Raw genomic sequence first — 577 nt, 5'->3', positions numbered from 1 at the left:
GAAACGATGATATCTATTTTTTGTTCGCATAGTGCTTCGAACTCACTCAATAGATAGCTTTCAACGCGTGTTCGTTCCCAATTAATTGTTTCTTGGCTCCACTCTTCGCCAGCTTGGACTTGATAGTACTGCACTGAATCGTCTGGCTTAGCACCTCGTTTAACGTGCTCTGGCGAAATTGACTTAATATTTGGGTGCTGTGCAGAATCTATTTTTAGTTCTGTACTGCTACGAACGGCCAAGAGAAGTACCCATTGTGGTTCCATTTTAATGTGCTCGATTAGAGGGCAGAGACTATTGCCTTTGGGTAATAGGTCGTAAGCTTGTTGAGGTGGCGTTGCGATTACAATGTGCTCTGCTGTGCAGAACAGCTGCTCGCCAGTAGGTGATTCAGTGTAAACCTGCCAAAGCTCACGTTCCTTTTCGAGGCGACAAACCCGGGTGGAAAAGTGAATGTTCAGGTCTTTAGCAATGTGGCGCGTGATGCTGGAGTTTCGCTCTCGGCCAACATAGTACTCTGGCTGATTGGCGCAGGGAACGATAAGCTCATCGGCCAGCCACTTATCAAGTTGAGCTT

The 577-nt window shown here is 46.8% G+C and carries 1 protein-coding gene; it reads right to left on the bottom strand.

What is annotated here, in order from left to right; genetic code table 11:
- Nucleotides 1-577 (bottom strand): hypothetical protein (locus A3729_RS33590; RefSeq protein WP_197476184.1); only part of this gene is annotated, 577 nt, incomplete at both ends.

The organism is Oleiphilus sp. HI0043 (genome assembly GCF_001634935.1).
Note: the sequence above shows the minus strand (reverse complement) of the source record. Positions and strands in the feature narration are given on the sequence as shown.